This window comes from Streptosporangium sp. CA-115845 (assembly GCF_050943795.1).
Classification (GTDB): domain Bacteria; phylum Actinomycetota; class Actinomycetes; order Streptosporangiales; family Streptosporangiaceae; genus Streptosporangium.
The window spans coordinates 501450-527468 of record NZ_CP191988.1 but is presented as its reverse complement, the minus strand read 5'-3'; the positions used below and the strand labels follow the sequence as shown (position 1 = coordinate 527468).

General features: G+C 69.1%; 30 protein-coding genes. 12 read left to right on the top strand and 18 right to left on the bottom strand.

Features of this window, described 5'->3' with window-relative positions; all coding sequences use genetic code 11:
• Positions 1-157: 157 nt before the first annotated feature.
• The 5 genes from ACQP0P_RS04520 to ACQP0P_RS04500 form a co-directional block, all read right to left on the bottom strand.
• Complete coding sequence (locus tag ACQP0P_RS04520) at positions 158-1267, bottom strand: CapA family protein (protein WP_433371252.1); 1110 nt, start codon at positions 1265-1267, stop codon at positions 158-160.
• A 310-nt stretch (positions 1268-1577) separates the two neighbouring features.
• Positions 1578-1778 (bottom strand): DUF397 domain-containing protein, encoded by a 201-nt coding sequence (locus tag ACQP0P_RS04515; protein ID WP_433371249.1) that lies wholly within the window; start codon positions 1776-1778, stop codon positions 1578-1580.
• 206 nt (positions 1779-1984) lie between these two features.
• Positions 1985-2131 (bottom strand): hypothetical protein, encoded by a 147-nt coding sequence (locus ACQP0P_RS04510; RefSeq protein WP_433371246.1) that lies wholly within the window; start codon positions 2129-2131, stop codon positions 1985-1987.
• Positions 2132-2195: 64 nt separating this feature from the next.
• Positions 2196-2402, bottom strand: coding sequence for a DUF397 domain-containing protein (locus tag ACQP0P_RS04505; protein ID WP_433371243.1), 207 nt, complete (start codon positions 2400-2402; stop codon positions 2196-2198).
• A gap of 32 nt (positions 2403-2434) precedes the next feature.
• Positions 2435-3295, bottom strand: coding sequence for a helix-turn-helix domain-containing protein (locus ACQP0P_RS04500; RefSeq protein ID WP_433371241.1), 861 nt, complete (start codon positions 3293-3295; stop codon positions 2435-2437).
• Positions 3296-3762: 467 nt separating this feature from the next.
• Here ACQP0P_RS04500 and ACQP0P_RS04495 point away from each other — a divergent pair, with 467 nt between their 5' ends.
• The 5 genes from ACQP0P_RS04495 (at position 3763) to ACQP0P_RS04475 (ending at position 8631) form a co-directional block, all read left to right on the top strand.
• Complete coding sequence (locus ACQP0P_RS04495) at positions 3763-4023, top strand: hypothetical protein (protein ID WP_433371238.1); 261 nt, start codon at positions 3763-3765, stop codon at positions 4021-4023.
• Complete coding sequence (locus ACQP0P_RS04490) at positions 4010-4693, top strand: hypothetical protein (RefSeq protein ID WP_433371235.1); 684 nt, start codon at positions 4010-4012, stop codon at positions 4691-4693. The genes ACQP0P_RS04495 and ACQP0P_RS04490 overlap by 14 nt, the downstream gene beginning before the upstream one ends.
• A 160-nt stretch (positions 4694-4853) precedes the next feature.
• Positions 4854-7019 carry a molybdopterin-dependent oxidoreductase gene (locus ACQP0P_RS04485; RefSeq protein ID WP_433371232.1) on the top strand — a complete coding sequence of 722 codons (2166 nt, stop codon included), beginning with the start codon at positions 4854-4856 and terminating at the stop codon, positions 7017-7019.
• Positions 7020-7120: 101 nt separating this feature from the next.
• Positions 7121-7675, top strand: coding sequence for an HD domain-containing protein (locus ACQP0P_RS04480; RefSeq protein WP_433381684.1), 555 nt, complete (start codon positions 7121-7123; stop codon positions 7673-7675).
• 89 nt (positions 7676-7764) lie between these two features.
• Positions 7765-8631, top strand: coding sequence for a Rieske 2Fe-2S domain-containing protein (locus tag ACQP0P_RS04475; RefSeq protein ID WP_433371230.1), 867 nt, complete (start codon positions 7765-7767; stop codon positions 8629-8631).
• A 71-nt stretch (positions 8632-8702) separates the two neighbouring features.
• Here ACQP0P_RS04475 and ACQP0P_RS04470 read toward each other — a convergent pair whose 3' ends face one another.
• The 3 genes from ACQP0P_RS04470 to ACQP0P_RS04460 form a co-directional block, all read right to left on the bottom strand.
• A complete protein-coding gene (locus ACQP0P_RS04470; RefSeq protein ID WP_433371228.1) occupies positions 8703-8930 on the bottom strand; it encodes a hypothetical protein in 228 nt (75 codons plus the stop codon).
• A 29-nt stretch (positions 8931-8959) separates the two neighbouring features.
• Positions 8960-9715, bottom strand: a complete 756-nt coding sequence (locus ACQP0P_RS04465) for a sulfite exporter TauE/SafE family protein (RefSeq protein WP_433381681.1) — start codon at positions 9713-9715, stop codon at positions 8960-8962.
• A gap of 130 nt (positions 9716-9845) precedes the next feature.
• A complete protein-coding gene (locus tag ACQP0P_RS04460) occupies positions 9846-10640 on the bottom strand; it encodes an ABC transporter ATP-binding protein (protein WP_433371225.1) in 795 nt (264 codons plus the stop codon).
• Positions 10641-10706: 66 nt separating this feature from the next.
• Between ACQP0P_RS04460 and ACQP0P_RS04455 the strand changes: the two genes are divergently transcribed.
• Entirely contained in the window at positions 10707-11426 is a 720-nt protein-coding gene (locus ACQP0P_RS04455) for a hypothetical protein (RefSeq protein WP_433371222.1), read from the top strand.
• A gap of 32 nt (positions 11427-11458) precedes the next feature.
• Here the strand turns inward: ACQP0P_RS04455 and ACQP0P_RS04450 are convergent, their stop codons facing one another.
• Positions 11459-13858, bottom strand: coding sequence for a protein kinase domain-containing protein (locus ACQP0P_RS04450; RefSeq protein WP_433371219.1), 2400 nt, complete (start codon positions 13856-13858; stop codon positions 11459-11461).
• 409 nt (positions 13859-14267) lie between these two features.
• Here ACQP0P_RS04450 and ACQP0P_RS04445 point away from each other — a divergent pair, with 409 nt between their 5' ends.
• Positions 14268-14750, top strand: a complete 483-nt coding sequence (locus tag ACQP0P_RS04445) for a hypothetical protein (RefSeq protein WP_433371216.1) — start codon at positions 14268-14270, stop codon at positions 14748-14750.
• 13 nt (positions 14751-14763) lie between these two features.
• On the opposite strand, the gene ACQP0P_RS04440 is transcribed toward ACQP0P_RS04445, so the two are convergent.
• Together ACQP0P_RS04440 and ACQP0P_RS04435 are read right to left on the bottom strand one after the other, a co-directional pair.
• Positions 14764-15402 carry a response regulator gene (locus tag ACQP0P_RS04440; protein ID WP_433371213.1) on the bottom strand — a complete coding sequence of 213 codons (639 nt, stop codon included), beginning with the start codon at positions 15400-15402 and terminating at the stop codon, positions 14764-14766.
• On the bottom strand, positions 15399-16529 hold the full coding sequence (locus ACQP0P_RS04435; RefSeq protein ID WP_433371211.1) for a GAF domain-containing sensor histidine kinase: 1131 nt from the start codon (positions 16527-16529) through the stop codon (positions 15399-15401). The genes ACQP0P_RS04440 and ACQP0P_RS04435 overlap by 4 nt, the downstream gene beginning before the upstream one ends.
• Positions 16530-16749: 220 nt before the next feature.
• Here ACQP0P_RS04435 and ACQP0P_RS04430 point away from each other — a divergent pair, with 220 nt between their 5' ends.
• The 4 genes from ACQP0P_RS04430 to ACQP0P_RS04415 all read left to right on the top strand — a co-directional run bounded on the left by ACQP0P_RS04430 (position 16750) and on the right by ACQP0P_RS04415 (position 19207).
• The gene (locus tag ACQP0P_RS04430; protein WP_433371208.1) at positions 16750-16977 is read left to right on the top strand and encodes a tautomerase family protein; all 228 of its coding nucleotides are present in this window, start codon (positions 16750-16752) and stop codon (positions 16975-16977) included.
• Between the two features lie 222 nt (positions 16978-17199).
• Complete coding sequence (locus tag ACQP0P_RS04425) at positions 17200-17451, top strand: hypothetical protein (RefSeq protein WP_433371205.1); 252 nt, start codon at positions 17200-17202, stop codon at positions 17449-17451.
• A 219-nt stretch (positions 17452-17670) separates the two neighbouring features.
• A complete protein-coding gene (locus ACQP0P_RS04420; RefSeq protein ID WP_433371202.1) occupies positions 17671-18216 on the top strand; it encodes a hypothetical protein in 546 nt (181 codons plus the stop codon).
• 436 nt (positions 18217-18652) lie between these two features.
• The gene (locus tag ACQP0P_RS04415) at positions 18653-19207 is read left to right on the top strand and encodes a hypothetical protein (protein WP_433371199.1); all 555 of its coding nucleotides are present in this window, start codon (positions 18653-18655) and stop codon (positions 19205-19207) included.
• 77 nt (positions 19208-19284) lie between these two features.
• Here ACQP0P_RS04415 and ACQP0P_RS04410 read toward each other — a convergent pair whose 3' ends face one another.
• The 4 genes from ACQP0P_RS04410 to ACQP0P_RS04395 form a co-directional block, all read right to left on the bottom strand.
• Positions 19285-20172 (bottom strand): VOC family protein, encoded by an 888-nt coding sequence (locus ACQP0P_RS04410; RefSeq protein ID WP_433371196.1) that lies wholly within the window; start codon positions 20170-20172, stop codon positions 19285-19287.
• 67 nt (positions 20173-20239) lie between these two features.
• Positions 20240-20533, bottom strand: coding sequence for a Dabb family protein (locus ACQP0P_RS04405; protein WP_433371193.1), 294 nt, complete (start codon positions 20531-20533; stop codon positions 20240-20242).
• Complete coding sequence (locus ACQP0P_RS04400) at positions 20533-21051, bottom strand: aromatic-ring-hydroxylating dioxygenase subunit beta (protein WP_355550608.1); 519 nt, start codon at positions 21049-21051, stop codon at positions 20533-20535. Before ACQP0P_RS04400 ends, ACQP0P_RS04405 begins: the two co-directional genes overlap by 1 nt.
• A 19-nt stretch (positions 21052-21070) precedes the next feature.
• Positions 21071-22366 (bottom strand): aromatic ring-hydroxylating oxygenase subunit alpha, encoded by a 1296-nt coding sequence (locus ACQP0P_RS04395; protein ID WP_433371191.1) that lies wholly within the window; start codon positions 22364-22366, stop codon positions 21071-21073.
• 197 nt (positions 22367-22563) lie between these two features.
• Here ACQP0P_RS04395 and ACQP0P_RS04390 point away from each other — a divergent pair, with 197 nt between their 5' ends.
• On the top strand, positions 22564-23667 hold the full coding sequence (locus ACQP0P_RS04390) for an acetamidase/formamidase family protein (protein WP_433371188.1): 1104 nt from the start codon (positions 22564-22566) through the stop codon (positions 23665-23667).
• A gap of 20 nt (positions 23668-23687) precedes the next feature.
• Here the strand turns inward: ACQP0P_RS04390 and ACQP0P_RS04385 are convergent, their stop codons facing one another.
• The 3 genes from ACQP0P_RS04385 to ACQP0P_RS04375 are packed head-to-tail and all read right to left on the bottom strand — an operon-like array spanning position 23688 to position 25998.
• Entirely contained in the window at positions 23688-24059 is a 372-nt protein-coding gene (locus tag ACQP0P_RS04385) for a cupin domain-containing protein (protein ID WP_343961829.1), read from the bottom strand.
• Between the two features lie 11 nt (positions 24060-24070).
• Positions 24071-24844, bottom strand: a complete 774-nt coding sequence (locus tag ACQP0P_RS04380) for an HpcH/HpaI aldolase family protein (RefSeq protein ID WP_433371185.1) — start codon at positions 24842-24844, stop codon at positions 24071-24073.
• Positions 24841-25998, bottom strand: a complete 1158-nt coding sequence (locus tag ACQP0P_RS04375; RefSeq protein WP_433371182.1) for a hypothetical protein — start codon at positions 25996-25998, stop codon at positions 24841-24843. Before ACQP0P_RS04375 ends, ACQP0P_RS04380 begins: the two co-directional genes overlap by 4 nt.
• Between the last annotated feature and the right edge of the window lie 21 nt (positions 25999-26019).

Genomic DNA, 26019 nt, shown 5'->3' with positions numbered 1-26019 from the left:
TTCCCGCGCGGTTCCCTGGAGGGCGGTGCCCCTCGACGTGCTCGGCGAACTCGGTGATCATGCGGGCGAGCACCCGGGGATGGCTGCGCTGCGCCCAGTGACCCGCGGGGATACGACGGCGACGCGGCGCGGGGAGGACGGGGCCGGTCCGGCTCGGTCAGCCGGACCGACCGGGTCTGGCGGCCAGTCCGGTGCAGTCACGCAGCGCCTTCCAGTTCGCGACGGCCTGCTGCCGCCCGAGCCCGGTGATCGGGATCGGCACCCCGCCCTGGATGCTGGCCGGGGTCCACTGGTCCTTGAGCACCCTGCGGCCGTTGATCGTCAGAGTGAGCACGCCGGTCCTGCCGGTCTCCGGACCCCAGTTGTAGAAGACGAAGTTACCCATGCCGTAGTTGACGTAGCTGTTCTTCAGGTAGCCGCCGCCGAGCAGGATGTGCGCGTGGCCGCCCACGATGACATCCGCCCCGGCCGCGACCAGCTTGGGTGCCAGGCCGCGCTGCGCCTCGTTGGGGCACTTCTGCAGTTCGGTGCCCCAGTGCAGGTGGACGATCACGGTGTCGGAGTTCTTGCGGGCCCTGCGCACCTCCTGGATCAACCGTGCCTCGTTCTTGGCCGAGGCGAGGCCGGCCTTGTCACCGGAGGCAGTCCACGCCCCGACGAACTCCGCGTCCAGCACCTGGGTGGCGCCGATGATGGCGACGCGGTTGCCGTTCACGGTGGTCCGCCACGGCCGGTAGGCCTCGGCCTCGTTCCTGCCCACGCCCACAACGGGGAATTTGGCGCGTTTTATGGCGGCGAGGGAGTCGGTCAACCCGCTCTGCATGTAGTCCATGCCGTGGTTGTTCGCCAGGGACGCCACGTCCACCCCTGACGCCTTCAGCGCGGTCAGCGCGGCCGCCGGAGCACGGAAGGTGTACTGCTTGCCCGGGGCGGGGGTGCCACCGGTGGTGATCGCGGTCTCCAGGTTGACCATCGCCAGGTCGGAGCGGCTGAGCACCTTGGCGATCGGACCGAGCGCGGTCTTCGGGTCGGCGTTCAGACGGGTTCGCAGCACGCCCTCGAAGTGCACGTCGCCACCAAAGGAGATGGTGTACGGCTTGCGCTCGGGGGTGGGCGTGGGCTCCGTCTGGGGGGTCGGCTTCTCCTCGACGTCGGCGAGTGCGCCGGGGGTGACCGACTCGGCCGTGGAGCAGGCCGCGAGGAGCACGGCTGAGGCGGTGATCGTGGCGGCCAGGGCAAGACGTCGGGCGGTGCTGTACGTGTCCATCGGTATCCGAGGATGCCATCTCACCCGCGATGTGTGGCACAACTCGCCCTACGAGATTCGATTCCTCCGCCCCGGAGGTCACCGCCGAGACGAAGAAGCGCGTCGTGGAGTACTGGACGAACATCCACAAGGACCTCGGCCGGGGCCTGGGCGTCACCGCCGAATGGTCACACCCTCTCCTCGGATGGCTCGCACCTCCGACAGGTGCGGGCCATACGGCTTTTCCCCGGTTTCCGGAGAGACCGCCCCCGGGGACGCGAAAGGGGCCTGACCGCCGTTGGGCAAGCCCCCGTCCGAGGTGCGGAACCGTTCAGAGGTCGAACTCCCCACCCTTCACCCCACCGACGAACGCGGCCCATCCGGCATGGCCGAAAACGAGCACCGGTCCTTCCTGGTCCTTGCTGTCGCGCACACCCACTTCGCGTCCGGAGAGCCGTGCCACCTCCACACAGTTTCCATTGAGGGAACTGTGGCTGCTCTTCTTCCAGATCAACGCATCACCTGATTCCATGCCCGTCCTCTCACCCAACAGCACCAATGTCAGAATCTCATCGAGAAGACGTGGAAAGGCAAGACTCTTACATGGAATAGTCCGCTAACCAGCGGGTTTATCGCGTCAGGTCCCATACCGGGAAACCGGCGACGGTGGAGCCCACGGTTCCCCCACCATCTGCACCCGCATGGGCATCCCCGTCAGCGCCGCCCGCTTGAGGCGCCTCAGGCCGCGGGGCGGGTATCCACCAGGCCCCTGCCCGAAAGATCGTTGATCGCCCGGCACACCGTCTCCATCCAGCGGTCGGCGACGGGCCCGTGAACCTCGAACCGGATGTACAGCTTCGCGGCCCGGCAGTCCTCGACCCGCACGAGGCGATGGGAGGTGCCCGGGGAAACGGCCCGCGGCCATCGACCGGCGGGCCGTTTTCAACTCTCAGAGATGTAATCCGTCTTTCTTGATCGCGCCGATGAAGATCCCCCACTCCTCGCGGGTGAAGACCAGGACCGGCCCTGACCGCTCCTTGCTGTCCCGGACCCCCATGTGGCCCCCGTCCAGCGCCGCCACCTCGACACAGTTCCCGTTCACGGAACTGAGCGAGCTTTTCTTCCAGTCAGCGGCGCTGATATGTTTCTTGTTCATTTGTCTTCCAATATGTGCATAGCGGCCTGCCGCTATCTTTCCCAGTATTCCGTTGTGTTTCTCAGCAGTTCCTGCGACGCCACCTCGTCCAGAGCCCGCTCCGCCAGATGACCGAAGGCCCGTTCGTACCCGTAGACCATCTCCGCGTCCTCTATGAACCGTCCGCCGAACAAGGACTCCAGATAGACGACATCGGGGAACTCGGAGAACGTCAGGTGCACGAAGGCGCCCGTGGACACCGGCGGCGGAACGTCCTGGGGCAGGATCCGTATCTCCACGTGCGGTAACCGGGAGATCTCGATCAGATGCAGAAGTTGGTCTCGCATGACCTGGGCGTCGCCGTACTGGTTCTTCAGCACGGACTCGTGGAAGACGCTTATGTGCGTCAGCGGTCGCGGCGCGCGCAGCAGGGTGTGCTGGCGCATCATCCGGATCTCCGCGCGATCCTGAAACCAGCTCGACGGTAGCTGGCTGGCGTGTTGACCCGCCGCGAGGACCTCCCGGGCGTATTCCTTCGTCTGGAGAAGGCCGGGCACGACCTGGGGTTCCCAGTTTCGCGTCATGGTGGCCTCCGCCTCCATCCCGATGAGCGTGATGTAGTCATCGGGGACGGAACTCCGATATCTCTCCCACCACCCCTTCCGGGCGGCGTCGTGTCGCAGCGCGACCAGAGCCTCCCGGAGGTGTTCGTCGACCCCGTAGAGCCCGCAGAGCGCCTCGACGTCCTCCTCCCTGGCCAGTGTCCTGGCGGTCTCGATGCGGCTGACCTTGGCGGTCGACCACCCGAGACGGTCGGACACCTCGTCGCCGGTCATGTTCAGGCCTTCGCGGAGCCGGCGAAGCTCCATGCCCAGCCGACGCCGGCGGAGCGCTGGACTACCACGTTCCGGCATCACGACCTCCTCGCCATGACGGGCGGGTGGACGTCATGGTCTCGACAGGAACCAGACGAATGGTAGTGCAAATTACACTGTCGTTTGCAGTGCATTCGGAGAAGTTTATTGCTTTTTTCCTTACGGCAAGTCTTGCAGGGAAATCTCTACTGAGCGACTATCAGAACAGGAAGGTTCTCGGAAGATCGGGGAATCCACCGGTGATCATCCGGGGGATGTCTTCGAGGACCTCCGCTAATCGCGCGCAGGGCGAAACGGGCGCGCACCTGATCGGCAACGGCGCCGTCTCCAGCGCGACGGAGTTGAACCGGGGAGGCCAGCAGGGGGAGCGGAGGAAACCGGCCGGCGACGGCCCAGAGTCGCACGCACCAGGGGGCGCCCGATCGGGCGCAAAAAAGCACCGGGTCGGCGGCCACCGACCCGGTTGGCACAAGAACTCCACGTTGAAACCACGAAGGGAGTCTCCTATGTCCTTCCACCGTACCAAGGGACTCTGCGGAATCAAGACCCTCATCCTCGATCTGATCTACATCATCGACCGAGAACTCTGCATGGACCAGGACGAGTGGGCCCACCGGCTCGGCTGGACCGTGACCAGGACCGGTTTCGTGAGCAGGCACTACCGCGAGCCCCGGTTCGACCTCCTGGCGGCCGAGCGGACCGCCGCCCCCGCCCTCGCCCTGGCGCCCGTCCCCGGCAAGAGGGCGGGCGGCGATGTCGCGGCGTAACCTCCGCAACAACCGCTACGGTCGCCCCGACGTCCGGCCACCCGGCAGGACGGGCCTCCTCGTCCGGCTGTGGCGCTGGCGGACGGAGATCGTCCTGCTCGCCGCCGCCTCGACCGTCCTGGCCGCGGCGGCCCTCTCCTTCAAACAGGGCCACTGGTGGCCCTCCGCCCTTCTGGCCTGCACCTCCGGCGTCCCCGCCGCCTCCCGCTCCGGGCGCAGGTGGGTGAAGGCGCACGCGTGGTGTCTGATCTCCCGGCACCGCCTCCAGAGGACGTGCGTGGAGACCGGGATACACACCCGCTCGGGACGGCTTCCGCTGGTGCTGTGGATCACTCCTTCCGCCGTCGGGGAGAGGGCGCTGATCCTCGCCAGGGCCGGGATCTGTGCCGAGGACTTCGAGGCGTTCTCGGCCGAGATCGCGTCGGCGTGCTACGCCCGAGACACCGTGGTCCTTCGGCACCGCAGGTGGGCGCACCTGCTGGCCGTCGAGATCGTCCGCAGGGACGAGTTCACCGGCCCCCCGATGGGAATCGACCGGTTGTACGGGCGGGCGGACTGGGTCAGCCCACGGGCCCACCGGACCGTGCGGGAGGAGTCCGGCGTCCGCTCCGCCGCCGCCCTGCTCCCCGGGCCGCACGAGCCCGCCGACCAACGGCAACGGGCCGCGTGAGCCTCCGGTCCACGGGAAGCAGACCGCGAGAACCTCCCGGTCGCGGGACACAGCGGGCCACCTGGGTTCCAACGGAAGCCCCCCGAGTTCGCCCTCGGGGGCTTCCCCTCGCCCCGGCCTACGGCCATGATGAGTTCACTTGCCGAACTCAGGAGTGCCGATGAGAACAGCACACCGGACCTGCCCCCTCTGCGAGGCCGTCTGCGGCCTCCGGCTCACCCTCGACGACGCCGGGCACGTCACCTCGGTCAAGGGCGACCCGGACGACCCGTTCTCCAAGGGGTTCATCTGCCCCAAAGGGGCAAGCCTGGGCCGCCTCGACGAGGACCCGGACCGGCTGAGCGTCCCGATGATCCGGACGGGCGAGACGTGGCGCGAGGCGTCCTGGGACGAGGCCTTCCGTACGGTCGAGGAGGGTCTGAAGGGCGTGATCGACGCACACGGCCGCCAGTCTCTGGCCGTCTACGTCGGCAACCCGAACGCCCACTCCATGGCGGGCGCCCTGTACGGCACACCCCTGATCCGCGCTCTCGGCACCTGTAACGTCTTCTCCGCGAGCACCGCGGACCAGATGCCCAAGCACGTCTCCTGCGGCCTGATGCTCGGCGACCCGCTGGCCATCGCGGTGCCCGACCTGGACCGCACCGACCACCTGCTGATGCTCGGCGCCAACCCGCTGGAGTCCAACGGCTCGCTCTGCACCGCCCCTGACTTCCCCGGCCGCCTCAAGGCGCTGCGCGGGCGCGGGGGCAGGCTCGTGGTCATCGACCCGCGCCGCACCCGCACTGCCGCTCTCGCCGACGAGCACCTGTTCGTGAGGCCGGGCACCGACGCCTACCTGCTGTTCGGCATCGTCCACACCCTCTTCGCCGAGGATCTGACCTCGGTGGGCGTCGAGGTCAACGGGCTGGACGAGGTCAGACGGCTGGCGGAGGACTTCGCCCCGGAGACCGTGGCCCCGGTCTGCGGGGTGCCCGCCGCGGAGATCGTACGGCTGGCGCGCGAGCTGGCCGCGGCCCCGACCGCCGCCGTCTACGCCCGGATCGGCACCTGCACCGTCGAGTTCGGCACCGTCACGCAGTGGCTGGTCGACGTCGTCAACATCCTGACCGGCAACTTCGACCGCCCCGGCGGGGTCATGTTCGCGAAAACCGCGGTGGAGAACGGCCGCAGGAGCAGGCCGTACACCACGGGACGCTGGCACAGCCGCGTCCGCGGACTGCCGGAGGCGAACGGTGAGCTCCCGGTGGCCACCCTCGCGGACGAGATCGAGACACCGGGCGAGGGGCAGGTCAGAGGGCTGGTCATGGTGGCCGGCAACCCGGTGCTGTCGGCGCCGGGCGGCCCCCGGCTGGACGCGGCCTTCCGTGACCTGGAGTTCGTGGTCTGCGTGGACCCGTACCTGAACGAGACCACCAGGCACGCGAACGTCATCCTGCCGCCGCCCCGGGTGATGCAGTCGCCGCACTACGACCTGTCGCTGCTGTTCGTCGCGGTCCGCAACTACGCGAGGTTCTCCCCGCCGGTCCTGCCGCTGGAGCCGGGACGTCCCTCCGAGGCCGAGATCATGGCGCGGCTGACGATGATCGCCTCTGGGCAGGGGGCGAACGCCGACCCGGCCCTGCTCGACGAGCTGATCCTCGACCAGATGCTCCGCAGGGCGGCCGAGACGCCCGGCTCACCGATGGAGGGCGGGGACCCGGCCGAGCTGCGTGCCTCGCTGGACGGCGGCAGCGGAGCCGAGATGCGGCTGGACGCCATGCTCAGGCTCGGCCCCTACGGACTCTCCCTGGCCACGCTCCTGGCGAACCCGCACGGCATCGACCTGGGCGCTCTGGAACCCCGGCTGACGGAGATCGTCCGCACCGCCTCGGGGCGGGTGGAGCTGGCCCCGCCGCGGCTGGTCGAGGACGTCGCGCGGCTGCGCGGGCGGCTGACCGTGCCCCCCGCGGAGATCGTGCTGATCGGCCGGCGCCATCTGCGCTCCAACAACAGCTGGCTGCACAACGTGGGCCCGCTGGTCGGCGGGACCAACCGGTGCACCCTGCAGATCAATCCGGACGACGTGAGCAGGCTCGGGCTGGGCGAGCACGCGGTGGTGCGCTCGGCGGCCGGCGAGCTGGTCGTACCGCTGGAGCCGACCGACACGATCATGCCGGGAGTGGTGAGCCTGCCCCACGGATGGGGACACGCGGGCACCTCGCAGCTGGTGGCCGCCGAGCACGCGGGGGTCAACGCGAACGCGCTGACAGACGATTCCATCGTGGACGTACCCTCGGGAAACGCCGTGTTCAACGGGGTCCCCGTCACACTCGGCCGGGCATGATCCCATGATCGCTCGGAAAAGGGGGATCGACGCGCATTAGGCTTGCGCGCGTGACCACCCCTTTAGCACAGGACCGTCTACACGCTCAGCTCACCTTCGCCATGGAGATCGACAAGCTCAGACGCGTCGTCCGCCGCAACACCCTCATGGACGGGTCGCGGCGGGAGAACGACGCCGAGCATTCCTGGTACGTGGGCATGCTGGCGATGGTCTTGGCCGAACACGCACCACCGGGCACCGACCTCGACAGGGTCGTCGCGATGCTGCTCGTCCACGACATCGTCGAGATCGACGCGGGAGACACCTTCATCTACGACGCCTCCGCGGTCGAGGCCCAGTTGGGCATCGAGCGCAAGGCCGCCGACCGGATCTTCGGGCTGCTCCCGGATGACCAGGCCGCGCGGTTGCGCGACCTCTGGGACGAGTTCGAGGAGCGCAGGACTCCCGAGGCCAAGTTCGCCAAGGCCCTCGACCGGATCGCGCCCATCATGGCCAACCACCACAACGAGGGCGGCACCTGGTCGCTCTACAAGGTGACGGCGGAACAGGTGCTGGAGAAGGTGAAAATCATCGAGGAGGGGTCGGCGACGCTGGGCGCCTACGCCACCGAGATCATCGCTCTCTCCGTCAGCCGAGGACATTTGGCGCGTGCATAACACCGTTCCCGGGTAGGTCCCTATGGGTCGAGAAGGGGGCGATAGTGAAGGAAACCGTCAAAACAGGGCGCCGAACTTTTAAGCGCCTGGTGCCCGGGGTCGAGTTCACCGAGCGGATCGAGCGGTCCCCCAGGGCCGATCGGCCGATCCGCATACTCGCCAAGGCGGTACGCCGACGGATCGGCCCCGGCCTGCTCCGTGACCTGCTGCACGGGGTACCGCTCGGCAAACCACTCCATCCACCGCTCGCCAACCTCAGCCTGGGCCTCTGGGCGGCGACCGCGGTGCTCGACGTGACCCGCTCGGATCCACGCGCGTCGCAACTGCTGGTCGCGAGTGGACTCGCCACCGCCACCCCGGCGGTGGCCGCGGGCATCGTCGACTGGTCCGCGCTCCACCGCGAGCAGCAGCGGGTGGGGTTCGTGCACGCGATCGCCAACCTGACCTCCCTGGGGCTCTACGCCGGATCGCTGGCGTTCCGGTTGACCGGGCGCGACCGGACCGGGCGGCTGCTGTCGTTCGTCGGGCTGGGCGCCGCGAGCGTGGGCGGCTACCTCGGCGGCTACCTCGCCTACCGGCAGGCGGCCGGGTCCAACCACGCCGAGTCCGTCGCCCACCTGGTCCCGCTGGGCTGGCACGACCTGTGCGAGATCGGCGATCTGCCCGACGGACGTCCGGTGACGCGACGGCTCGGCTACATCGACCTGTTCGTGCTCCGAGTCGGGGGCACCGTCACGGTTCTCGCCGACCAGTGCGCCCACCTGGCAGGGCCACTCCACCAGGGGCGCCTGATCTCGGAGGAGGGCACCGCCTGCGTGGTCTGCCCGTGGCACGGAAGCACCTTCAGACTCTCCGACGGTGCCGTCGTACACGGCCCGGCCACGGCCCCCCAGCCGTCCTTCGAGACCCGGGTCCGCCGCGACGGCGTGCTCCAGGTCCGTCCCGCCCAGGCATGACGGACCGCCCCACCCGGGCGCGACACGAACCGGCCCGCCACCGTCCCTGAGCTGTTCGGGCCTGTCCGGGGTTATGCGGGCTTGCTGTCGGCGGGGTGTTCCACCAGGGCGAGGATCCGGCTGGACATGAACCGGGCGGTGCGCACGGCCGTTCCGCTCCGGGTGACCTCGCTCACCTCGACGACGCCGCCGCGTGCGTTGGCCACCTCAACGCGGCGTCCCGCTCTGGTGGCGCTGACCTCGTAGGTACGGGAACTGTCTCCTGCGTCGATGACAACCTCGACCTTGTCACCTTTCATACCTAATTGGTACCCACTAGTAGGCAGGTTCACCCGTACACCAGTTTGACTATCGCCACCACACCAATACAGACGACGAACCAGCGCAATACCGGAGCGGGCAGCCTCCTGCCGATCTTCGCACCGAGGAAACCGCCGATCGCGGCGCCCAGCGCCACCATCAGCACCGCCAGCCAGTCGATCTCCGCGATCAGGATGAACAGCGCCGCGGCGGACATGTTGATCAGCAGCGAGAGCACGTTCTTGGCCGCGTTGATCCGCTGCAGGCCGTCGTCGAGGAAGCTGCCGAGCAGCCCGATGAGCAGCACGCCCTGCGCGGCGCCGAAGTAGCCGCCGTAGATGCCGCAGGCGAAGACCCCGATCCAGAGCCAGGGGCCGCCGTGCGGCTGGGCGTGCTCCCGCCGGGCGCTCAGCCACCTGTTGAGTCTCGGCTGGGCGATCACCAGCACGCACGCCACACCGATCAGGACGGGCACCACGACATTGAACGTCTCCGCGGGGAGATAGAGCAGGAGCACCCCGCCGATCACCGCGCTGATGATCGTCGGAATTCCCAGCCGGATCAGCCGCTGGCGCTGCCCCTTCAACTCCGCCCGGTAGCCGAGCGCTCCGGTCAGCGAGCCCGGGACCAGGCCGACGCTGTTGCAGACGTTGGCGACGACCGGCGGCATCCCCAGCGCGACCATGGTCGGAAACGTGATCAGAGACCCGGAGCCGACAACGGCGTTGATGCCTCCGGCTCCGATACCGGCCACAAAGATCGCGGCCGCCTCCCACGGTGTCATGAACTCCCCTTCGCTGGTGAGGCTCGCGCCCATGACAAGGTGCACGGCACTTACCGGATGCTAGGAGGAGCCCGGCCGCCGTCTCACAGCAGGGGTATGCTTTATCGGCTTTTGGACAGCCGAAACGAGCTCAGAGTTGGTGCGCCCGCGCGTACCACCGGCCGTCCCTCCCCTGATCCAGGCTGAGCGGGACGCTGAAGGTGTGCGACAGGTTCTCCGCCGTCATCACCTGCTCGATCGGCCCCTGGGCCACCACGGAGCCGTGCCGGAGCAACAGCGCGTGGGTGAACCCGCTGGGCACCTCCTCCACGTGGTGGGTGACCAGCACCATGGTCGGCGCCTTCGGATCATGCGCGAGCGTCGACAGGCGGCGGACCAGGTCCTCGCGCCCGCCCAGGTCCAGGCCGGCGGCGGGCTCGTCCAGCAGCAGCAGCTCCGGGTTCGGCATGAGCGCGCGGGCGATCTGGACCCGCTTACGCTCTCCCTCGGACAACGTGTTGAACCGGCGCCGGATCAGGTGGGCGCATCCGAACTGGTCGATCAGCTCGACGGCGCGCGTGACGTCGTGCGAGTCGTACTCCTCCGTCCAGCGGCCGAGGATGGCGTACGAGGCCGTGAGCACCAGGTCGATGACCTTCTCCTCCGGCGGCACCTTCTCCGCCAGTGAGGCGCTCGCGAGCCCGATGCGGGGCCGCAGTTCGAAGACGTCGCTCTGGCCGAGCCGCTCGCCCAGAATCTCCACGATGCCCTCGGTGGGGAACAGCATCGCCCCGACCACCTGCAGCAACGTCGTCTTCCCCGCGCCGTTGGGGCCGATGACGACCCACCGCTCGTCCTCGTGAACGGTCCAGTCGATCTCCCGCAGCAGGGCCGCCCCGTCCCTGCGGACGGTGACGTCCTGTAGCCGAAGCACCTGACCGCCCATCCCTTACGCCTCCTTGTGAATCGCTGGAACAAAACCTATTGCAGGGTGAGCGCATATCGTGGATCGGTGCACCCTGATTCACCGATCTCGGCCACCCTGGTCTGCTGGGGCAACGCCTGGCTCGCCGGACAGGTCGGCCTCGACGAGGCCGCCGACCGCGTGGAACGACAGGCCGGCCCCCAAGTCGTCGCCGCGGAAAGCGGCGACCTTCCCCTCCGCGGGTTCCTCGCCGACCTGCGGATCGGGGGTATGAAGTCGCTGCGACTGGCCCTGCCCGTCCCGGGCGACCCGCTCGGGCTCACCGGACCGCCCCCCTTCAACTCCGCGGCCATCGAGGCCGGACAGGCGGCGACAGCCGTGCTCGGTGACAGATGCCTTGGCCTGGTCCCGGTAAAGGACCACCGCGGGTCATCGTACGCCGGGGTTCGCTGGAGCGTGCTGGAGGCCCGAGCCACGGCACCCGACCTGCCCTCTCTCCCCGACGCGGAGCACGAGCTGACCCGCGCGATGCGGGTGGCCACCGACGCCCTGCTCGGCGTGCAGGGTCCGGCCCAGGGCCACCGGCAACTGAAGATCACCGATGACGGCCTGGCCCCCGGCTATCCCGCCCGCGCCCATCGGGTCGCCGCCCTGGCCGCCCGGCTCACCGCGGTGCTCCGCGTCGCCGACGAGCGGGGGCTCACCTCGGGCCAGCTCGCCGTGCGCGCCGAGGCCCTGCGTGAGCTCGACCGCGCGGTGCGCCGGGCCCGCGTGGTCGCCCACCACGCCATCACCGAGCTGGTCTGAGGGCCCGGTCTGAGGGCCTGTCGCGGGACGGGTCACCGGCCGGAGGTCAGCTTCCAGAGCTTGACGGTGCGGTCCTTGCCCGCCGAGACGGCCACCATACGGTCGCCGACGGTGATGACGGTGACCGAGTAGACCCCGCCCTTGTGTGCCTTGATCGCCTTGCCAAGGGGTTCGCCCTCGGCCGGGTCCCAGAGCCGGACGGTCCCGTCCGTGCTGCCCGACACCAGCACGGTGCGCCCGTCCACCGTGCCGAACGCCAGGGAGTAGACGTTGCCTCCGTGGCCTTTGAGCGGCTTGCCGATGGTCTTGGAGGTCTTCGGGTCCCAGATCCTGATCTTCTTGTCCTTGCCGCCCGAGGCGACCACGGTGCGGTCGCCCAGCTTGCCGAAGGCCACCGAGAAGACCCGCCCGCCGTGCCCCCGGTAGACCTTGCCGTACCGCTTCCTGGTGACGAGGTCCCAGATCTTCAGCGTCTTGTCGGCACTGGCGGACACGACGACGGAGCGCTTTCCGATCTTGCCGAAGGCGAGCCAGTTGACGTCGTCGCGGTGCGCGGAGACGACTCTGAGCAGCCTGCGGCTCTTCAGGTTCCAGAAGTGGAGCGTGCCGTCGCCGTCCCCGGTGACGGCGACCGGTGAACCGTTCACGATGCCCGACGCGGCGGAGAAGACCGCGATGGGGTGGTGGCCGAGAACCCTGCTCTTGCGGGTCTTCAGGTTCCACAGGCGGACGGAGTGGTCGTAGCCGCCGGTCACCGCGTACGGCGTGCCGCCGAAGGTGACGGTGGCGACCGCGTAGACCTCGCCCCGGTGGCCGCGGAGCCGGTGGAGCCTCTTGTGCTCGGCGGGGTCCCAGATCCCGAGCGAACCGTCCTGGCTGCCCGAGACCACCGTGGGCCTGCCCTTGATCTCGACCTTGGCGAGGGACTGTACGGCCCTGCTGTGCCCCTTGAGCGCCTTGCCGTCCTGACCGTCGAAGAGCACCGCGGTGGGCGGCATGGCGAGCGGCTCGGACGGCTCGGAGGTCGGCGCCGTCGTGAGGCTCGCCGTGGGGGCCGGGGTCGGGGCCTGCGCGGCAGGTGTCGGGGCCTGCGTGACAGCCTGCGAGGCGGCCATGGGGGGCCGCGTGGCGGGAATCGAGGACGACGGCCGCGTACCGTCGTCGGGAGCCGGGGAGCTCGCCGTGGTGTCGTTCCGCATGTTCGGCACCGCCACCAGCACGGCGGTGGCCAGGGCCAGGGCTCCCGCGAGCACCCCGGTAACGAGGGCGGCCCGTCTGCGCCGCGTCCCGTGCTCGCCGGGCGCGCCGGGTCCCGGGTCACCGAAGAGGTCCGGGTGCCGCGGCGGTGGCGGAGGGTACGCCCCCCGCGAGGGCGCGGCCTGCCGGCCGACGGGCGTCAGGTTGCCCGGGTAGTGCGCGGGGCCCGCGGGGGAGGTGAAGGGGACAGCCGCGGGCGGAGGAGCGGCTGGGGAGGTGCCCGCCCTGCCACCCGGAGCGTGGCCGGGGGCCGCGCCGGGCTCCCCCGGGTCCGCCCCTGACGGCCGCACCCACAACGTCTCGGGAGCGGGCGGCGGGGGCACGGTCGAGGCGGCGGGCGGAGGCACGGGAGCGGCTGCCTCCTCTGACTGGGTGTCCAGAAGCGCGAACAGCACCTCGGAGGCGTCGGGCCGTTCCTCGGCCCGCTTGCTGAGGCACGAGGTGACGATCGGCCGCAGGGTGTCGGGAAGCTCGGACAGGTCGGGGGCCTCGTTCATCACCCGGTAGATGACCGCGGGCACACTGTCCTGGCCGAACGCGGGCCGCCCGGTCGCGGCGAACACCATCGTCAACGCCCAGCTGAACATGTCGGAGGAGGGCTCGACCCGGTGCCCGGAGACCTGTTCCGGCGACATGTAGGCGGGGGTGCCGACCACTCCGCTCGTCACGGTCATCGCCGAGTCGAGGGCCCTGGCGATGCCGAAGTCGATCACGCGAGGTCCGTCGGGACCGAGCAGCACGTTGCTGGGCTTGAAATCGCGGTGCACGATGCCCGCCCGGTGGATGGCGGCCAGCGCGGTCACGGTACCGACCGCGAGCCGGTGGAGCACGTTGCCGCCGCGGGGTCCCTCGGCCTGCACGACCCGCTGCAGGGAGATCCCCTCCACCAGCTCGCTCACGATGTAGGGGCGGTCACCGTCCATGTGGGCGCCCAGCACCTGGGCGGTGCAGAACGGCGCCACCCGGCGGGCGGCGGAGACCTCACGGAGGAACCGGGCGCCGTCCATGCCGGTGTCGCTCAGCCTGGGGTGGAGCAGCTTGATCGCCACCATCACCCCGTCGGACCCCCGGCCCGCGTAGACCACCCCCTGCGCCCCCTCGCCGAGGCGGCCGAGCAGCCGGTAGTCGCCCAGTGACTCCGGGTCCTCCCTGCGCAGCGGACTCGTATCCGGCACCTGAGCCTCCCCGTTGTCCAGCCTGTGAACCGCCGCCATCCCCGAGTCACCAAAGATACGCAAATAACTAATTTTCAGGTAGATCACTCACGCTTCCGACACATCATTCTTAAGTCATAATCTTCGAAACAAATGGTGACTACGGTCGCCCCTAGCTCGCGCGGAGACGCCCATGCGCCGAAGCTTCGGCACGCTCCTAGGTCTCAGCCTCATCACTCCGCTCGCGATCGTCCCCAGCGCCTCGGCCGCCGCCGCGAACACACAGTCCCCGGCTTCCTCCGAGGTCCTGTCGGCGACCCGGACGGACGTCTCGGCCGTGGCCCCGTCAGCGGCGAGTCTGGACAGGCCCTGGTCCGCTTTCAAGGTCTCAGTGAAGGCCCCAAAACGGGTCAGAAGCGGCCAAGAGTTCATGTATACGATCAAAATCACCAATCGGGGACCACAGAAGGCCGACTACTTCTACGTGGGCGGGACCCTCCTGCCAAAAGGCATCAACGACACCGTCTACTACAAGGGCCCGAAAGGCACCGACTGCGACTTCTACACCGACGGCTTCTGGTGTGTGACGCCCTGGATCATCGGCAAGGGCGAGTCGGAGACGGTGCGCATCTGGGTCAAGCTCAACAAGCGGACCAGGGGCACCGCGGTCGCCAAGCTCGGCGCCGACACCTGGAACGTCCCGACCGGAGGCGCGGACCTCAACCGCGACGAGTGGAGGCGGCTGAACTTCCCCCACTGGTACTACCTCAAGACGGTGAAAACCAAGATCGTCCATCCCACATCGTCCAAACCCAAGCGCGGTGGGGGCGGGAATTACACCCCGCCACCGCCACCGCCTCCCCCGCCGCCGCCCCCACCGCCGGGACGGCGTGAGGAGAAGAAGGACACCTGACCTCGCACGCCGGTCAGGCCAGGCCGTTCCGCACCGCGTAGAGGGCGGCCTGGGTCCTGTCCTGCACGCCCAGCTTCATCAGCACGTTGGAGACGTGGGTCTTCACGGTCTTCTCCGTCACGGTGAGCTGTCTGGCGATCTCCCTGTTGGAACGGCCCGACGCGATCAGCGCGAGCACCTCGCGCTCCCGTTCGGTCAACGGTGCCACCCGCCTGTCCTCCGGCGTGGCCGGAACGGATCCGGAGAGGGAGAGCATCGCCTCCGCGGCCTCCGGAGCGAGCAGCACCTGGCCGCCGTGCACCGCCCGGATCGCGTGCACGAGCGCCGCCGGTTCGACGTCCTTGTACAGGAAGCCCGCCGCGCCCGCCCGCATCGCCGGGGCCACGTCCTCCCGGTCACTGACCGAGGTCAGCACGAGCGCCCGCGGCGACAGTCCCCGCTCCCCCAGCAGGAGCAGCGCGCCGAGCCCGTCGAGGACCGGCATCTTCAGGTCGAGCAGCAGCACGTCCGGGGCGAGGGTCTCCACCAGGGCGACCGCCTCGGCGCCGTCGGCGGCCTCGCCGACCACGTCGAGGTCTTCCTGGAGGTCCAGGAAGGTACGCAGCCCCTGCCGGACGACCGGGTGGTCGTCGGCGATCAGGACGCGGATCACGCCGGCACCTCCATCCGGACGAGCGTGCCGCCCCCGGGCTCCGACCTCACCCGCACGCTGCCGCCGACGGCCTCCGCCCGATCGCCCATCGAGGCGATGCCCAGCCCTCGTCCCACGGCGGCGGTCACCTCGAATCCCGTCCCGTCGTCGCTCACCTCCAGAAACACGCGCCCGCCCTCGCAACCCAGCCGTACGCCGACGGCACGCGCCTTCGAATGCCTGGAGGCGTTGTGCAGCGCCTCCTGGGCCACCCGCAGCACGGCCGCCTCGATCTCGGGTTCGAGGTCGCACACCGGAGCCTCCTCGAACGAGAACGAGGCCGGGTGGAGCCGGTCGAGCAGGCGGACGTGCTTGCGGAGCGTCTCGGCCAGGCCGTGCCGGTCGAGCTCGGCCGGCCGGAGCTCGACGATCACCGCCCGCAGTTCGGCCAGCGCCTCGCCCGCCAGCCGTTCCACCCGGTCGAGCTCCCGCACCGCCCGTACGGGGTCGCCGGCGACCAGCGACGCCGCGGCCCGCGCGGTGAGGCGCAGCGAGAACAGCTTCTGGGTCACCGCGTCGTGCAGTTCCCTGGCCATCCGGGTGCGCTCCTCCACCAGGGTGAGCTCTCGGCTCCGCTCGTACAGGCGGGCGTTGGTGAGGGCGAGCGCGGCGTGCGCGGCGAACATGGTGAGCAGCCGCTGGTCGGCCTCGGTGAAGCCGCCCGGGGACCGCTTGTTGGACAGGAAGATGATGCCGAGCACCTCGTCCCCGTCGAGGATCGGCACCCCGAGGAAGTCCTTGAGCACCGGATGGGCGCGGGGCCAGTATTCGAACCGGGAGTCCCTGCGGATGTCGGAAAGCCTGACCGGCACGCCATCGCGCAGCAGGGCGCCGAGCATGCCGTGCTGGCGGGGCATGGGCCCGATCGCGTCCCACTCCTCCTCGGAGATGCCCTCGGCGACGAACTCGGCGAATGCCCCCTGGTCGTCGGGCACGCCCAGCGCGGCGTAGCGGGCGTCCAGCAGCCGCCCCGCCGACCGCACGATGACGCCGAGCACCTCCCGGACCGACAGATGCCTGGTCACCGCGAGGACGGCCGAGCTCACCGCGTGCAGCACGGCGTCCCGGTCCTCACTCTCGGAGCTCACGGAACGACTCTAGCCCCGGTCCGACGAGAGCTCGGAGCCACCGTTCGGCGGGCTCGGTACCGGTGGGCGAACCCTGCGGCGGCGTGCGAGGGAGCGGGTGCGGCCCGGACACCGCCTGACCGCGCTGATCGGTCACACGCTCGCTCACACTCACGTACCGGATGGTTCGGGGCATGGACACGCCGGACGCGCCGGCACACCATACGAACGGAGGGGACCAATGCCACTCATCAATGTGAAGGTCATCGAAGGGGTCTTCACCGACGCCCAGAAGTCCGAGATCGTGAAGACGCTCACCGAGGCGTTGGTCGTCATCGAGGGCGAGAACATGCGCTCCGTGACCTGGGTCGTCGTCGAGGACGTCAAGAGCGGTAGCCGGGGCATCGGCGGACTGCCGCTGACGACCGCGGACGTGAAGGCCCCGGCCGCGGGCACGCCGGCCGGCTGACTCAGGCCCGGTGGACGGACGCCCGTGCGGCGGCCGGTACCACGGTCAAAACCGAGGAGGTGCGCTCATGTTGACGATCCGGTTGCTGGGGACGCCGGCCATCGAGCGGGACGGCCGTCCGGTCCGTCAGCCGCGGGGCCGAAAGGCGTGGGCCCTCCTCGGATACGTGCTGCCGGCGGAGCGGCCACCCAGCCGTAAGCGGCTGGCCGAGCTGCTCTGGCGATGGCCGAGACCGACGAGGAGTTCGCCGCGGTTCTCGGTGTCCGTGGCATGAACGCCTCCGACCTCGGCGACTACCCGGCCGCCTTCGAGCACCTCGGGGAGTCGGTCCGGCGGGCCGGTGGCTGCGCCGACCGCCGGCAGGAGGCATGGTCGTTGTCGATGATGGCTCGGGCTCACCTGCTGCGCGGCGAGCTCGGCAGGCGCTCACGTCCGCTCGACTGCTCGGCGCGGACATCGACAATCCGGTGCTGACCGAATTGCTCAACGGTTCCTGATCGGCCGTCCCATCAAGGACCATGAGAAGGAGGATCGCCGCCCGCCGGGTCAGGTGAGGGAGGCGGGCACCCGACGCGTCGTCCAGCCGCTCACCGTTCGGCCGGCCAGTCAGTCACAAGGAATCTCCAAGTGGGCTCCCGCATGCTGATCGCAGTAACCAACGGGGGATCACCGAATTCCGACTGGAGTAAAGAAATGCGCCGGCACCTGACCGCCTTCGCCGCCATCGCCCTGGCGGGAGGCATGCTGCTCACCCCTGGAACCGCGAACGCCGCGGCTCCCCGGATCACCGCCCCGCAGGGGACGGTCCACGCCGACCAGCCGCTCGCGCCGCTGAAGCTGACCGTCACCTACCCGCGCAGGGCCTGGGCGGGTGACTCGTACGTCTACACGCTCACGACCAAGAACGTCGGCAAGTGGTACACCGACATCGCCTACATCGGCGGTTCCCTTCCCTCGCAGGTCTCCAAGGTCCGCGTCATCCGCAAGCCCGCCGGGTCGTACTGCGAGATCTCCGGCCGCGAGGTGGGCTGCCTGCTCGACACCCTGAACCCCGGAAAGACGGCCACCATCAAGGTCAGGGTCTGGTTGAAGAACAGCGCCAGGGGCACCGCGACCGCCGATTTCGGCTCGGCCTCGATCGACGTCCCCGCGGGCGGGCTCGGCACCTTCGACATTCACGGCATCGACATCGGCAGCGACGTCAAGTATGTGCGGGTGAAGACCCGGGTGCTCCGCTAGCCGCGCGTTCCGCGCGTGCCACCCGATCGCCGGAACAGCGACGATCGTGACGCCCCGTACGTCGACGACGCGGCACGCGCGGAAAACAGCCTCAGCCGGTTTTATCCCCTAAAGTCCTCTTAGGACGCCTTTGGGGAATTTTCGAAACCCGGCCTTCCCCGGCTCGGGTTCCTCACGAGGCCCAGGCCTCCGCACGGCGCGAAGTCCCGGCCCTTTCGAGCCTCAGGTCGCTCCGGGCCCGGATCGCACGAGGCGTGCCGGTCGGTGTGGCTCCGCCCCGCCCGGCACCTCCACCCGATACGGCGCCGCGCCAGATGTTCCACCTAAATCACATAGCGAAATATGATTTCTCCCCACATCTATATATGTGATAAAACGCTGGAACTTTACGGGGCGTCCCAGGCGTCCCCTTAACCCTTCAGCTGGGAGACGTTTGATGCGCCACCCGATCTCCAAGATCGTCGCCCTTGCTCTGGTCGCCCCGCTGGCCGGCGGCATGCTGCTCGCCACCCCCGCCTCGGCGGCTCCCGCGCAGGTGCCGGCGGCGGTCAAGGCCGCAGCCAAACCGTTCTCCTCCTTCACTGTCAGCGTCTCCGCGCCGAAGAAGGCCAAGGCCGGCTCAAAGATCACTTACAAGATCAGGGCCACCAACAAGGGCCCCTACCCGGCCGACGCCTTCTACATGGGCGGCCTGCTGCCCAAGCACTCCAAGATCACCGTGATCTACGGGCCCGAGGGCACGACATGCGACACCTACGAAGACGGATTCTGGTGTTGGTCTCCCTCCGTCCTTGAGATCGACGACTACGAGACCATCGCGATCACGGTGAAACTCGGCAAGAAGTCGGGACGGACCGCCGAGGCCATCCTGGGCGTCGACAGCTACGACGTCCCGACCGGCGCCGAGAACCTCTCCCGGGACGAGCTCGAGCGCCTGGGCAACAAGAACTGGTTCTTCATGAAGAAGGTCAAGACCGGGATCGTGCGCTAACACACCCACCGGGAAGGCGAGCAGCCCCGGCCCGTCGCGGGCCGGGGCTGCTCGCCTTCCCGGTTCGGGGACACCGCTCAGAAACGGCCCCAGTCGTCGGCGGCGGCGCGCCAGACGTCGATGTTGCGCGGGTCGACGGCCATCCTGCGCGGCCGGTGCGTCTCGTGCTCCTCGGGGGTGAAGACCCGGTGGCCGTCGCACAGCTCGTACCTGGGCCCGTGCTTGGGTTCGAACATGTAGAAGGCGATCGAGGTCGACGCGGAGTGGTTGACCATGTCGGACGCGATCGGCACCCCCTTGTACAGGGCGCGTGCCCTGCCGCGCATGACGTGGTCGAGGCTCTTCATCATGAAGCACAGGTGCGCGACGTAGTACTCGTTGTTGCGCTGCAGGGCCAGGCTGTGGTGGTAACGGTCCTCGGCCCGCAGGAACACGGTGCCGTCCCCGACGTAGTCGGAGGCCATGAAGCCGAGCACCCCGGTGTAGAAGGCCAGGGACTCGTCGTACTTGTCGGTGGCGATGAAGGGGTGCACGAGGTCGAGCGGGCGCAGCTCGATGACGGGCGCCTCGGCGTACTCCTGGAACTCGGTGAACAGCTCCACGATCAGCCCGTTCGGGTCGCTCACGCCGAAGCCGCGCTGGCACAGGCCCTTCATCCTGTCCTGCAGGGGCAGCACCTCCAGCCCCGCCGCGAGCACCCTCTCCCTCAGGTCGTCGAGGACCTCGTCGGACTCCACGCTGAAGCCGATCGCGACCGTGTGCGACGTCTCCCTGCCGGGCTCGTGGAGCAGTTCCACACAGTGGTGCTCGATGTCGGCGCGCAGGTAGGCGTACTCGTCGTCGTGCTGTTCGAGCTGGAGACCCACGTGATACCGGAGGAACTCAATGGTCGCTGCCATATCCGGCACCGCGATCCGGGCGTACTCCATCCCGTACGGTGCCCGGGGACGGGCGTCAGCTGTCATGGTGCCTTCCTCATTCCTTCTTGGTTCTTCGTGGCGTGCTCGTCGTGTGGTGCCGGTCGGCGCGGGATCAGCAGTGCAGGCTGACGATGGCCTGCCGCTCGATCACCGGCCGCCAGCGCAGCCGCACGAACTCCTCGTGCGAGGAGCTGTGCAGGTAGTCCAGCAACTCCTGCTCGGAGTCGAACCCGACGACGAAGCCGTGCGTCATGCTCGTGTCGCGCGTGCTGACGTTGGGGCCGCAGGCCCAGTCGCGCATGGCCGGATACCTGCTCGGGAACGTCTCCAACTCCGCCAGGACCGCCGCCACCGTCTCGGCCGGCACGTCCTCCTTGAAGCGGAAGACCAGCATGTGCCTGATCATCAGAGGATGAAGCTCAGCCGTGCGCCCGCGTCCATGGCCTCCATGGTGGGAATCGACCTGCGGAGCCTGAAGCGGAGCCCCTCGTCCTCGATCAGCAGGACATGCTCGTAGCGGCCCACGTAGCTGTAGGTCCCGCCGTCGCGGTAGCGGTGGACGATGAAGTTGGCACTCACCCAGACCGTCTTGTCGCCCTGTTCCAGGATGAGCACGTTGGAGATCATCCGATGGGTCCTGGAGTGCGGGTTCTCCGCGTGCGCCTTACGGCTCTTGAGCCGCTTCACCCTGGCCTTGATGAGATCGTAGTCGTCACACATGAAGGAGCCGGCCTCCGAGCTGTCCCAGCCCTTCCAGTCGGTGGTGGCGACCTCAAGCCGTCCGCCCTCCTCGAAGAGGGCGAACCACTCGTCGAGGCGCCACTCGTCGAGCAGCGACGCCTCGCGGTAGAGAAAGTCCTCCACCTCGTGCCGGGTGATGGTCCTGCCGCCCACGGCGCTCTCCTTACTCTTCTTACCGTCCATCGACTCGGTCCCGGCCCGCTCAGTCCTGGCCCACGACGGTGGCCCAGTGGCGCCAGAAGCTGCGCATCGCGCCCTCGTCGATGGAACGGCCCTGGTTGCCCTTTTTCTCGTTGGCCATGCCGCGCGACATGTCACTCCAGTCGAAGCCGGGGTCCGCCGCGTTCGCGGTCGCCTCGATCCCGCGCTGCACCGCCTCGTACGCCTCGATGTCGTCCGGCGTCGCGAGGCCGCCGGGACCGACGAAGCTGACCATCGTCTTGATCCGCAGCGCCCGCACCTCGGCGGGCTCGTCCACCTCGACGAACTGCCAGGCCCGCACGCTGGTCTGGCCGGCGGAGACCGGATCGATCTGGCGGATGGTCAGCGCCTCCAGGTCGAACAGGAGCAGGTTGGGGAAGACGAAGAGGATACGGCTGGCGTCGGCGACCTCCTTGGCCAGTTCGGGACCGAGCCGGTCCTCCATCTCCTGGCGCTTGAGAGCCGTCCGCTCCTTCTCCGCCTCACCGAACCTCGGCTCCCAGACCATGCCGATCCGCCCGTTGTGGCCGGTCAGGATGAGCAGTCCGTGGCCGCCGCCGAGGTCGTAGGCGTACTGGTCGTCGTCGGTGACGGCGAAGCCGGTCTCGCGCAGGTAGCCCACGAAGGTGTTGTGGGTGGGCGCGAAGTGGTAGCCGTCCATCGCGTTCTCGACCGCGAGCTTCCAGTTGCCCTTGACCGAGTACAACTGCACCCCGGGCACGGTCTCCATGCCCGCGGGACCGATCTTCGCGGTCAGCGACATGTAGTGGGCGGCCTCGCCGAGGTGGGTCATCAGGTCGGGCACGTCCGGGTCAAAGGCGATGAACACGAAGCCCTCGTGGCTCTGGATCCTGGGCACCGAGCGCAGCTTCATCGCCTCGCGGAACTCCGGCACGTCGACGTACGCGTCGTCGCCGGGCAGCGCCGAGAGGTCACCCGAGTTGCTGAACACCCATGCGTGGTAGAAGCACTGGAAGAACTTCGTGTTGCCCTCGCTGTGGCGGCAGAGCACGGTGCCCCGGTGGGTGCAGGCGTTGAGGAAGACCTGGACCTCGCCGGAGGAGTCGCGGCAGAAGATCAGCGGACGCCCGCCGAGAGTCCTCGTCTTGAAGTCACCCGGCTTGGGGATCTCCGTCTCGTGGCCGAGGTAGAGCCAGGTGTGCCCCCAGATCCGGGAGATCTCCGCCTGGAAGACCTCTTCCGACCGGTAGGCGGACCTGTGCACCTTGAACGACAACGCCTCCCCATCCTCCTTCACGAGGGAGGAGATCGGATATCCCTGTGTCAGCTGCGTCATCGCGGCGCCTGGCCTTCCTACGGACTTTGAACGAGAATTCGAGATGCCATCTCGCTATGTGATGCTGCTACCACGCCATCTCGGTGTCAAGTGCCAGTCTTCGCAGCGAAATCTTCGGTTACTCCCCGTTAACGGCGACGCAACACTTGTCGAGTTTTCTCAGCCGGTGACAGCGACGTATCCCCCGTGGAGGGACAATGCTCCAGCCGAAGACCGGCCGCATCGATGGTTCCCACTACCTCCCCACCAGCCCGGACACCAGCCTCTGGGGCCTGTTGCCCAATCGCGACCACCGGCACGTGCTCCGCGTCGAGTCCGGTGACACCGTCACCGTCGATACTCTCAGTCACGAGGGAATCCTGGAGGACCAGGGTCGTGACCCGGTCTCCTACCTCGCCGGGTTCGGCGTCGGCGCCGACCAGGTGCTCACCGACGCACGCGACCTGGCCGCCTCCGACGTCGCCCACGACTACGACGACGACGGCCCGCACGTGGTGACGGGGCCGATCTCGGTCGCCGGGGCCCAACCCGGCGACGTGCTCAAGGTGGACGTGCTCAGCCTGCTGATCCGGGCGCCGTACGGGTTCATCAGCAGCAGGCACGGCTACGGCGCGCTCCCCGGGGAGTTCCCCGAGACCGCCGCCGACACCGGCCCGCTCGCGGACGGCGCGCGGGAGTACAACAGCGTCTGCGTCTTCACCGAGGTGGTCGAGGAGGCCGGGCGCCTGCACGGCGTCATCCCGTTCGGCGAGGGGCGGGCGGCGCGCTTCCCGCTCGCGCCGTTCCTGGGCCTGATGGGGGTGGCGGTCGACACCGGCGACCAGGTCCACTCGGTGCCGCCCGGCTCCTTCGGCGGGAACCTCGACATCAACGAGCTGCGGGTCGGATCCAGCCTCTACCTGCCGGTACAGGTCCCGGGTGCCGGGTTCTACGCGGGCGACCCGCACTACGCCCAGGGCGACGGCGAGGTCGCCCTGACCGCGCTTGAGGCACCGCTGCGCGCCACACTGCGCCTGTCGGTGATCCCCGCCAAGGAGGCCGGCACGCTCCTTGGCACGCTCGGTGAGCCGTTCGCCGAGACCTCGACCCACTGGCTCCCCGTCGGCCTGCACACAGACCTCAACGAGGCCATGCGGCGTGCCGTACGGGCAGCCGTGACGTTCCTCGAACTCACCCAGGGCATGGAACGCCCAAAGGCGCTCGCCTACCTCAGCGCGGCGGCCGACTTCGAGGTCAGCCAGGTCGTCGACCAGGTCAAGGGGGTGCACTGCCTGATCAGGAAGGCCGACTTCGGGCGGTAGCCGCCGGGCCGCCCGGGATGCTAGCTCCCGGGCAGCCAGACGGAGTCACCGAAGTCCGCCCGCGGGGGACTGAACACGTCGACGTTGACGCACGGCCCCTCGGTGGGCTCGACGTAGTGCTCGGCCCCCCGGGGGACCAGCATCATCGAACCCGCGGACATCTCGTGCGGCACGCCGTCGACGTAGTAGTTGCACCTGCCCTGCAGGATCAGTACGAGCTGATCGAAGTCGTCGTGCTTGTGCGGGTTGAGCGTCATGCCGACGGCCAGTTCGTGCCAGGCGAGCATGGTCTCGTCAGTGGAGTACACCTTGCGCCGGACACCCGGCCGGATCTCGGTCGCGGGGATGTCGTCCCAGTTGACGGCGGTGGCGTACAGCCGCTGGTTGAACACGGGCATTCCTTTCATTGATCCCACTTGTCCATCACCTCGCGCAGGGCCGAACCGAGGAGTTGCAGGTCCGAACCGACGATGAGGTAGCGCGCGGCGCCGAGGCCGCTTTCGGCGGCCGGTTCGGCGTCCGCACGGGCGAGCCAGCCGCCCGACGCCACCCCGGCGGAACGAGCCGCGTCGACGATCTCCCCCACCCGCGCGAGCAGCGCCTCCGCACCGGGCAGGCCCAGGCTGACGGCCAGGTCGGTGGTACCGACGAAGGCCACGTCCAGGCCGTCCAGCAGCTCCGGCAGCGGGTCACGGGTGGTGGCGGTCTCGATCTGCCCGACAAGCAGCGGCGGCTCCGCCGCCTCCGCCGCCAGGTACGCCGCCAGATCCACGGCGCCGAAGCCCGCGGCCGGGTGGGAGAGGCTGATGCTCCGCCGCCCGTGGGGGGCGTAGCGGGCCGCGGCGACCAGGGCGGCGCTCTCGGCGGCGGCGGTCAGCGTCGAGAGCTGCACTCCCGCCGCGCCCGCCTCCAGCACCCTGTTGATCAGCGGCGGATCCACGACCGGCACCCGGACCAGGGCCGGGATGCCCGTCGCGGCGGCATGCCGCACCAGGGAGATCACCGTCTCCGCCGACAGCGAGGAGTGCTCCAGGTCGACGACGACGAAGTCGAACCCGGCCTGCCGGGCGAGATCCACGGAGTCGACGGTGGGCAGCTTGACGAACGTGCCGACGACCCGGCCCCCACCGGCCAGCGCGGTTCGCAGCCTCCGCCTCGCCTCGACGACCGGCGTCACCGGCCGGTGTCCAGGCCACGCCAGGGCGTCGTCTCCACCCGCTGCCCACCGTGCAGGACGAGGGCCGGTTCCAGCCTGGGTGCCACGATCGAGTTGCCCGACGCGTCGGGCAGGGTCGTCTCCTCGGTGTCCTCCAGCACCGTGACGTGGGCGGGGCCGCCCTCGACGAGGGTGCCGTACCCCTCGGTGTCCAGGCCGAGCCGCCGGGCGGGGGCGATGGTCATCCGCGGCACGATCTCGTCCATGGTCATGCCGAGCGCCCGCAGCTTGGCGGCGCTGGTGATCAGGTCGAAGACCGGCCCGCGCCAGTTCCTGGCGCTGGTGTCGGAGGTGAGCAGGTCGGGCAGGAAGCCCTCGGCGATCGCCTTCCTGGCGACCTCGAAGCTGAGGTTGCTCTTGCCGTGCGCGCTGTCGAAGAGGACCCCGCGAGCCCGCGCGTCGAGCACCGCGGGAATGACCTTGTCGTCGTCGAGGATGCCGTGCGGCTTGCCGGTGTAGCAGTGCGCGACGATGTCCCCCGGGCGGAGCATCCCCAGAACCTCGGGCAGCGGCTCCTCGGTCTCCCCGATGTGGACCATGAGGGGCAGACCCGCGTCGGCGGCCAACGCGAGGGAGCTCTTGAGCAGCGAGCGCCAGGCCGAGCCGACCACGTCCTCGGAGAGACGGATCTTGAAGCCACGGACCACGTCCGGGTTGTCCCGCGCCACGGCCAGCGCGTCCTCGGCGACCAGCGTGTCCGGGTTGAGCAGCTCGCCGAAACGGAAGTCGATCAGCCCGAGCACCGAGACGTTGAGGAAGTTGACCAGGCGCATCTCGGCGGGCCGGACCACGAATTCGCGGAAGGCGGCGAAGGTCGAGGCGCCGACCGTACCGGCGTCGGCGGCGGCGACCACTCCCCGGCGCAGATGGGCCTCGTCCGGCGGCGCCCCCACCTTCGAGACGTTCGCGAAGACATGGGTGTGCCCCTCGACCAGGCCCGGCATGACCCACTTGCCCGCGCAGTCGACGACCTCCCCGGCCTGCGCGGCGAGCGAGGGCGCGATGCGCGCGACGCGGCCGTCGGTCACGGCCACGTCGGTGACCGCGTGCGTGCCCGCCGCGGGGTCGAAGACGGTGCCGCCGGACAGAACAAGGTCGAACGAAATCTCGGTCATCTCATATCTCTCATCTCAGGG